Here is a 6,617-nt window from a genome sequence, read left to right on the forward strand (position 1 = left end):
CCCGCCGAGGTGTCGGTGTTCGCGCTGACCCTGCCGAGTCCGGGGAAGTGCTTGATGCTCACCTCGACGCCCGCGGACTCAAGCCCGGCGCTGAACGCGTTCGCGTGGGAGGTGACGGAGTCGAGGGTGTAGCCGTAGTTGCGGTTCAGGGCCACGATCGGCGGATTCTTCGAGGCGGCGGCGGTGCCCGGGACGAGGTCCATCACGGGCGCGAGGTCGAGGTTCACCCCGGCGAGCGCGAGCTCCGTGCCCCACGTCTTCGCGTTGGCCTGCAGCGTGGCCGGCGCGAGGATGGCCTGGTCGAGAGCGTTCGGCAGGTCCGAGAAGCCCGGTCCACGCAGCACCTGGACCTGGCCGCCCTCCTGGTCGGTCGCGACGAACAGCGGCGTGCCGTGCGTGGTCCTCGCGGAGACGAGGCCGGTGTACCAGGTCACGAGGTTGTGCACCGGCTGCCGGCCGGCCTCCGTGCGGCCCGCGAGGAAGACGTTGCCGACGTGGCGGTCGCGGATCGCGTCGTAGGCGTCGTGGCCGAGGTTGTGGACGTCGACGCCCACCATGAACAGCTGGCCGACCTTCTGCTCGAGGGGCCAGCCGGCGAGTGGCGGCGGCGTGGTCCGGGTCGGCGGGCGGGGCTTGGTCGTCGGCTTGGTCGTCGTCGTCGGCCTGGACGTGGGCTTGCTCGGAGGCTTCGACGGGGATTTGGTCGGGGTCTCGGTCGGCGTCGACGTCACGCTCGGCGACGCGCTCGTGCCGGACGTCGTCCGGCTTGGGGGCTGCGGCCCGCCGCCCGATGAGCAGGCCGCGAGGAGGAGCACGCAGGCGAGGGCGGTGGCGCGCAAGGACGCGCGTCGCGCGGAGCGCTGGCGTGGCACGGGCGTCCTCCCGTGGTCGGAGCCGGTCCGTTCAGGCTAGCCGCGCGGCGGTCGGTGCGCCGGTCTAGGTTGGCGAGGACGGACGAGCGCCATTGGCAGGAACCGACGACCGAAGGTTGCACATGAGCAAGCTCCGACTCACGATCGCGATGTCACTCGACGGGTTCGTCGCCGGCCCGACGCAGGACCTCGACAACCCGCTCGGGGTGGGCGGCATGCGCCTGCACGAGTGGGTGTTCGACCTCGCGGCGTGGCGTAGGCCGCAGGGGCTCGAGGGCGGCGAGATCAACGAGAGCACGCCTGTCGTCGAGGAGTCCATGGAGAACATCGGCGCGACCGTGATGGGGCGGAACATGTTCGGCGGCGGGACCGGCCCGTGGGGCGAGGAGCCGTGGAACGGCTGGTGGGGCGAGAACCCGCCGTACCACCACCCCGTCTTCGTGCTGACCCATCACCCGCGCGAGCCGCTGGCGTGCGACGGCGGCACGACGTTCACGTTCGTCACCGACGGCATCTCCTCGGCACTGGACCAGGCCCGAGCTGCGGCCGACGGGCTGGACGTCTCGCTGGCGGGCGGCGCCGCGGCTGCCCGGCAGTACCTCGAGGCGGACCTGGTCGACGAGATGGAGATCCACCTGGTGCCGATCTTCCTCGGCGACGGCGAACGACTCTTCCAGGGGCTGGGTTTCGGGAACCCCCGGCTGGTGCACGTCCGGACCATCGCGGCGCCAGGCGTCACGCACCTGAAGTTCGAGCGAGGCTGACGAGCGGCGTCGGCCGGGGTGGACGCGCGGACGGCGCGAACCGGTACCTAGGACGGGGACCCGGGGCGAGCCCCGGTCGGGTCGAGCGCCCTGTCGTCGAGCAGCTCCCGGCCGCCGAGCGGCTCACTGCGCCACTGCGAGACTCGCCAACCGTCATGTGAGCTGCCCACCAGGCGGATGCTGCCGGTGTTGCGGAGCGCGTTCTGGACGGCGTGCTCGGGGTCGAACTCGATCGCCCGTCGGGCGGCCCACACCCGCAGCGCAGCGCCGTGGCTGACGACGACCGCACTGCTCCCACCGCACGTCCGCTCGACCGTTGTGATGGCCTGATCGAACCGGGCGAGAAAGTCGTGTCCACTCGTCCCGCCGGGCATCGACGATTTCAGGTCCCCTCTGACCCACGAATACACGACACCCAGGAACGACCGCAGGGCGGCGGGGTCGTTGCGCATCTCGAGGTCACCAGCGTCAATCTCGCGAAGCCCCGAAAGCGTGGCCGGACTCAGCTGCCGGGCCGCCGCGAGCGGAGCCGCGGTTTGGCGCGTACGCACCAGGGACGACGTGTAGAGCGCACCGACGGGCTCATCGCTGAGCGCTTCGACGACGGCGTCGGCCTGACGCCTCCCCAAGGGGTTCAACGAGAACCCCGGGTACGCGGTATCGAGCGCGCCCGTCACGTTGGCAGCGGTCTGGCCATGGCGAATCAGGAGCAGCTCCACGGTCCCTACCCTAGGTGCCTCTCCGGACCGGGCAGAGGGACCGACGGCCTCAGGGCACGATCGGCGACGCGAACAGGTGAATGGCCGGGCCCGGTCGTTCACCGGCAGCTCGAACCTCGGGACCGCGCCACGCGACCTCGGAACGCGCCTGCGATCTCAGCTGACTCCGTCCCGGTTCCGGGGTCCTCGTGGAGGCTGAATGCATGGCTGGTTGCATTGAACGTGCACCCCTGGCGCACTTTCGCTGCAACCAGGAATACAGCCGTGAACGCGGCCAGGATCGGGCCCTAGTCGCCGTCGGGCAGGCGCGCTGAGAGGCTGATCCGATGAGGGACGAGCTTCGGCGTGTGTTGGACGTTGTGCTGCGGGACGTGCGGGTGTCGGGCGCGCCTGTTCCGGGCATTCAGGATGACGATTGGGCGGACGATCCGTTGCTTGCGTCGGCGATGCTTGTCTGCGACGGGAGCGCCGTCGGGATCCGGGTGAGCCTGGACCTTCCCGAGGCCGATCGGGTCGCGGAGGCCGCCGACCAGGTTCAGGAGTGGGTCATCGACGAACTCAGGGGCACCGCGGCGACGAACTGGCCGCCCTGCCCGGATCATCCCGGCAGCCACCCCCTTCGCGCGGAGGTGCGGGCGGGATCCGCGCGCTGGGTCTGCCCGAGTCACGGGATGCCGTTCTGTCCAATCGGTTCGCTCGCGTGACTCGCCTCGATCCTCGACCGCGTCGGCGTCGGCGTCGGGAGCACTTCCCGGGCGACACCAACGCCCAACCGCACACCCGTCGACCTCGCCGATGCGCTCGGCTGAGCAGCGCGCTTGACGTCCGATCGCCCGTACCGGACGGACCGCAGGGAGGCAGCGCCGCCGTAGCCGACCGGCGGCTGTCAGGCAAGAGCGCGGAGGTTCTCGGAGCTGTCGTCCTGCCGTGGAAACGGGGGCTTGCAGCCGTGCGGGAACCGCAGGAAGTAGTCCTGATCCTCGGGTCCCATCTCCCAGAACATGTTGGCCTCGCTGATCCTGGTCACCGTCCTGCCAGGCCAATGGCCCGACGCGTCAACGTCGCGGATCATCTCCTCGGCCACTTTGCGCTGCTCGGGGCTGCTGCAGAAGATCTCCGAGCGATACTGCGAACCAACGACGCCTTCATCAAGGTCGGCTCGGTGAACGCAGTCTCGGCGTTGTCGCCCATCTCCGCCTCCCCAACCGCAGGAGCCTCAAGGCTAGTTCTGGGCGTCCACGCGGATCAAGCGTCACGTGCCCGGGTCATATCCGCCTCATCTTCACGCCGAGCGCCGAACGCCGACCACCGCGCTCCCGCTCGTGGAAAACCATGGCCGATGTCGCTTGCGGGCGCCGAAAGATGAAGGGCCCCTCACCAGCGTTTACGCAGGTGAGGGGCCCTTCATCGGTGGAGCCGCCTAACAGAATCGAACTGTTGACCTTCTCATTACGAGTGAGACGCTCTACCGACTGAGCTAAGGCGGCACGTCACGACCGGAGGGCCGGGACGAGCGGGCGTAACTCTACCTACACGAGCGGGTAGGGGCCAAAGCGAGCGATCTCTTGACCCGCGCGTGACGCTCGGTCCGAGCCTCCGGCCCCGGCGCTCAGCAGCGCTTGCCGTCCTTCGGCACGGTCCCGGCCAGCAGGTACGCGTCCACAGTTCCGGCGATGCAGCCGTTGGAACGCCCGTACGCGGTGTGCCCCTCCCCCTGGTACGTGAGCAGCACCCCCGACGAGAGCTGCTTGGCGAGCCCCTGCGCCCAGGCGTACGGCGTCGCCGGGTCATTGGTCGTGCCGATCACCAGGATGGGCGCGGCACCCTTGGCCGTGATCGGCCCCGGCTTCCCGGTCGCCGGGTACGGCCAGCCGGCACAAGCGACGCCGCCGAATCCGAAGAAGGCGCCCAGCGTCGGAGCCACCTTCACGATCTCGGCCGTATCCGCACGCATCTCGGCGGGGTCAGCGGTCGACGTGCCGTCGAGGCAGTTGATCGCGGTGAACGCCTCGCTCGTGTTCGCGGAGTACGTGCCGTCCTGGTTGCGGTCGTTGTAGATGTCCGACAGCTTGAGCAGGATCGACCCGTCGTTCTGACCGATCGCCTTGGTCAGCGCCTTGCTGAGCAGGGGCCAGTACTGGTTGTCGTACAGCGGGAAGATGATCCCGTAGGACGCGAGCGACCCGGTCAGGGGCCGGTTCGTCCCGGTCGGCAGCGGGCTGCGACGCGCACGTTCGACGAGGTCGTGGATCTGTGCCAGCCCGGAATTGACATCTCCGGTGAGCGGGCACTTGGGGCCACCCTCGCAGTCGACGACGTAGGCGCGCAGCGCGTTCTGGAAGCCCTTCGCCTGGATCAGGGCGAGGTCCTTGGACGACGTCGTCGGGTCGAGCGCACCGTCGAGCACCATCCGCCCGACCCGGTCCGGGAACAGGCCCGCGTAGGTTGCGCCGAGTGCGGTGCCGTAGGAGTAACCGAGGTATGAGAGCTTCTTGTCGCCGAGTGCGGCCCGCAGCACGTCCATGTCCTTGGCCGCGCTGACGGTGTCGACGTGCGCGAGCAGCGGGCCCGTGTTCGCCGCGCAGGCTTTGCCCATCGTCGTGTACATCGCCTTGGCCGCGGCGATACCCGCGTCCGTCGAGTAGTCGAAGTCCAGCCCGATCAGCTCGTCCTTGGCCGCGTTGGACTGGCATTTCACGGGGTGCGACTTCCCGACGCCGCGCGGGTCGAAGCCGACGATGTCGTACTTGGCCACCACGCCCTTGCCGAATGTCGTGACCGCCGAGTCCACGAGATTCACGCCGGACACCCCGGGGCCTCCCGGGTTGATGACCAGCGAGCCGATCGCGTCGCCCTTCGTGGCGCGGGCGCGCTTGAGGGCGAGCTCGATCGAGCCGGCTGCCGGGTTCGCATAGTCGATCGGAACCTTGGCGGTCGCGCACTGGAAGGTGTCGCACTTCTTCCAGCTGATCTTCTGCTCGTAGAACTCCTTCAGCTTCGGGTCGATCGACGCCGTGGCCGACGGCGCGGCGACCGGAACCGCGGTGGCCGCGGGCTTCGCCGGCGCGCACCCGCCCAGGAGCAGCGCGACGAGCCCCACCACGGCGACCGCTTGGAGGCCGATCCGGGAGGTGCCGGCGGGGCCGGAAGGGAGGTGAGCAATGCGTGTACGGCGAGCGTCGGGGCGAAGCACCTATCAACCGTAACCGGAGGTGAGGCGAGGTCGATGCAGCCGTCCAGCGATCGAGCCGCGCCCACGGCGAATCGCGCCCAGGTCACGCGGGTCCTGAGCCGACGCGAACGGAGCAAGCGGTTACCCCGCCACGTTGTCAGCCCAAGCGCGCGCAAAGGGGGCACGCTGCGGCTGACACGTCGGGGCGGGACCCTTGCACAACCCGAACATTCGCCAAACCGGTCCCTGACCGGTGCTCGCGACAGTTGTTGTTGTGCCGGAGGGACCGGCACTGCCCACCATGGACGGATCCCCCGATGACCTCACCCCTGCGACGCCGGACCACCACCGCCGCCCTCGCCGCCCTCTGCGTCGGCGCGCTGCTCACCGCGACCGCCCCCGCAACCTGGGCGGCGCCGGCCGGGACGGCCGGCGACTCGACGAGCACCTCCTCCTCGCCCGCGACGCCTGCCCCCACCACGCCCGCTCCCGACCCGGCCGACGGCGGCCCGACCGTGGTCGTCAAGGACGGCAAGGTGACCCTCACCTTGGACGCCGACCGGGTCACGGCGTTGTGCGAGCGGGTCCCGGCGGAGCGCGCCCGCATCGGACACCTGCTGGACCGCATCCAGGGCGGCGCCGACGTCAAGGGCTCGGCCGCATGGCTGTCGCACCGAGCCGACCAGGCGCGAGCCGCCGGCCGGGACGCGAAGGCTGACCGGCTCAAGGCCCGCGCCGAGCGGCGCACCGGACGGGTGGGCCAGCTCACGAAGGCCGACGACCGCCTCGCACGGGCGCAGCGGGACGTGTGCGCTCCCCTCGCCGAGCAGCTCGCAGGCACCGCGTGAGGACCCGGACCGGGACCGCGCTTGCGAGCTCGACCTCGGCGCCGGCTTCTGCCTCGGCGTCGACCTTCGCCGCGGGGTCAGCGTCGGCGCGTGGCCGGCGCACCCGCGCGGTGACGGCGTCGCTGCTCGCGATCGGCATCGCCGTCGCGCTGGGCGGCTGCGGCCTACGGGATCGAGTCGCTGCCAGCGAGCCGTCCGCCGGCGCCGAGCCGTCCGCCGGCGCCGAGCCGGCCGCCTCGGCA

Annotated in this window: 6 protein-coding genes, 1 tRNA gene and 2 pseudogenes; 4 read left to right on the top strand and 5 right to left on the bottom strand. The window is 70.5% G+C overall.

Features of this window, described 5'->3' with window-relative positions; genetic code table 11:
- Positions 1-872, bottom strand: an 872-nt coding sequence (locus VIM26_RS13320; protein WP_331951942.1) for a glycoside hydrolase family 3 N-terminal domain-containing protein, incomplete at its 3' end; no start/stop codon positions are given.
- Between the two features lie 122 nt (positions 873-994).
- Between VIM26_RS13320 and VIM26_RS13325 the strand changes: the two genes are divergently transcribed.
- Positions 995-1,636 carry a dihydrofolate reductase family protein gene (locus tag VIM26_RS13325; protein WP_331951944.1) on the top strand — a complete coding sequence of 214 codons (642 nt, stop codon included), beginning with the start codon at positions 995-997 and terminating at the stop codon, positions 1,634-1,636.
- Between the two features lie 47 nt (positions 1,637-1,683).
- Here the strand turns inward: VIM26_RS13325 and VIM26_RS13330 are convergent, their stop codons facing one another.
- Entirely contained in the window at positions 1,684-2,355 is a 672-nt protein-coding gene (locus VIM26_RS13330; protein WP_331951946.1) for a histidine phosphatase family protein, read from the bottom strand.
- Positions 2,356-2,681: 326 nt separating this feature from the next.
- On the opposite strand from VIM26_RS13330, the gene VIM26_RS13335 reads away from it, so the two are divergent.
- Positions 2,682-3,059: a hypothetical protein gene (locus tag VIM26_RS13335; protein WP_331951948.1), complete on the top strand. Its 378-nt coding sequence runs from the start codon at positions 2,682-2,684 to the stop codon at positions 3,057-3,059.
- 182 nt (positions 3,060-3,241) lie between these two features.
- Here the strand turns inward: VIM26_RS13335 and VIM26_RS13340 are convergent.
- The 3 genes and pseudogenes from VIM26_RS13340 to VIM26_RS13350 all read right to left on the bottom strand — a co-directional run.
- Positions 3,242-3,481, bottom strand: a pseudogene (locus VIM26_RS13340) (peptide-methionine (S)-S-oxide reductase); the annotation flags it as partial.
- A gap of 285 nt (positions 3,482-3,766) precedes the next feature.
- Positions 3,767-3,842: transfer RNA gene (locus VIM26_RS13345), tRNA-Thr, on the bottom strand.
- Between the two features lie 122 nt (positions 3,843-3,964).
- Complete coding sequence (locus VIM26_RS13350; protein ID WP_331951950.1) at positions 3,965-5,548, bottom strand: alpha/beta hydrolase; 1,584 nt, start codon at positions 5,546-5,548, stop codon at positions 3,965-3,967.
- 296 nt (positions 5,549-5,844) lie between these two features.
- Here VIM26_RS13350 and VIM26_RS13355 point away from each other — a divergent pair, with 296 nt between their 5' ends.
- Both VIM26_RS13355 and VIM26_RS13360 read left to right on the top strand, forming a co-directional pair.
- Positions 5,845-6,375 (top strand): hypothetical protein, encoded by a 531-nt coding sequence (locus VIM26_RS13355; RefSeq protein ID WP_331951952.1) that lies wholly within the window; start codon positions 5,845-5,847, stop codon positions 6,373-6,375.
- Positions 6,372-6,617: pseudogene (locus tag VIM26_RS13360) on the top strand (hypothetical protein); the annotation flags it as partial. The gene VIM26_RS13355 and the pseudogene VIM26_RS13360, both read left to right, overlap by 4 nt.

Origin of the sequence: Pengzhenrongella sp. (assembly GCF_036565025.1) — a bacterium.
Lineage (GTDB): Bacteria > Actinomycetota > Actinomycetes > Actinomycetales > Cellulomonadaceae > Pengzhenrongella.

Bases quoted from the DNA above. Each gene is read 5' to 3' on its own strand.
- VIM26_RS13325 (WP_331951944.1), top strand. From the start codon at position 995: ATGAGCAAGCTCCGACTCACGATCGCGATGTCACTCGACGGGTTCGTC.
- VIM26_RS13335 (WP_331951948.1), top strand. From the start codon at position 2,682: ATGAGGGACGAGCTTCGGCGTGTGTTGGACGTTGTGCTGCGGGACGTG.
- VIM26_RS13355 (WP_331951952.1), top strand. From the start codon at position 5,845: ATGACCTCACCCCTGCGACGCCGGACCACCACCGCCGCCCTCGCCGCC.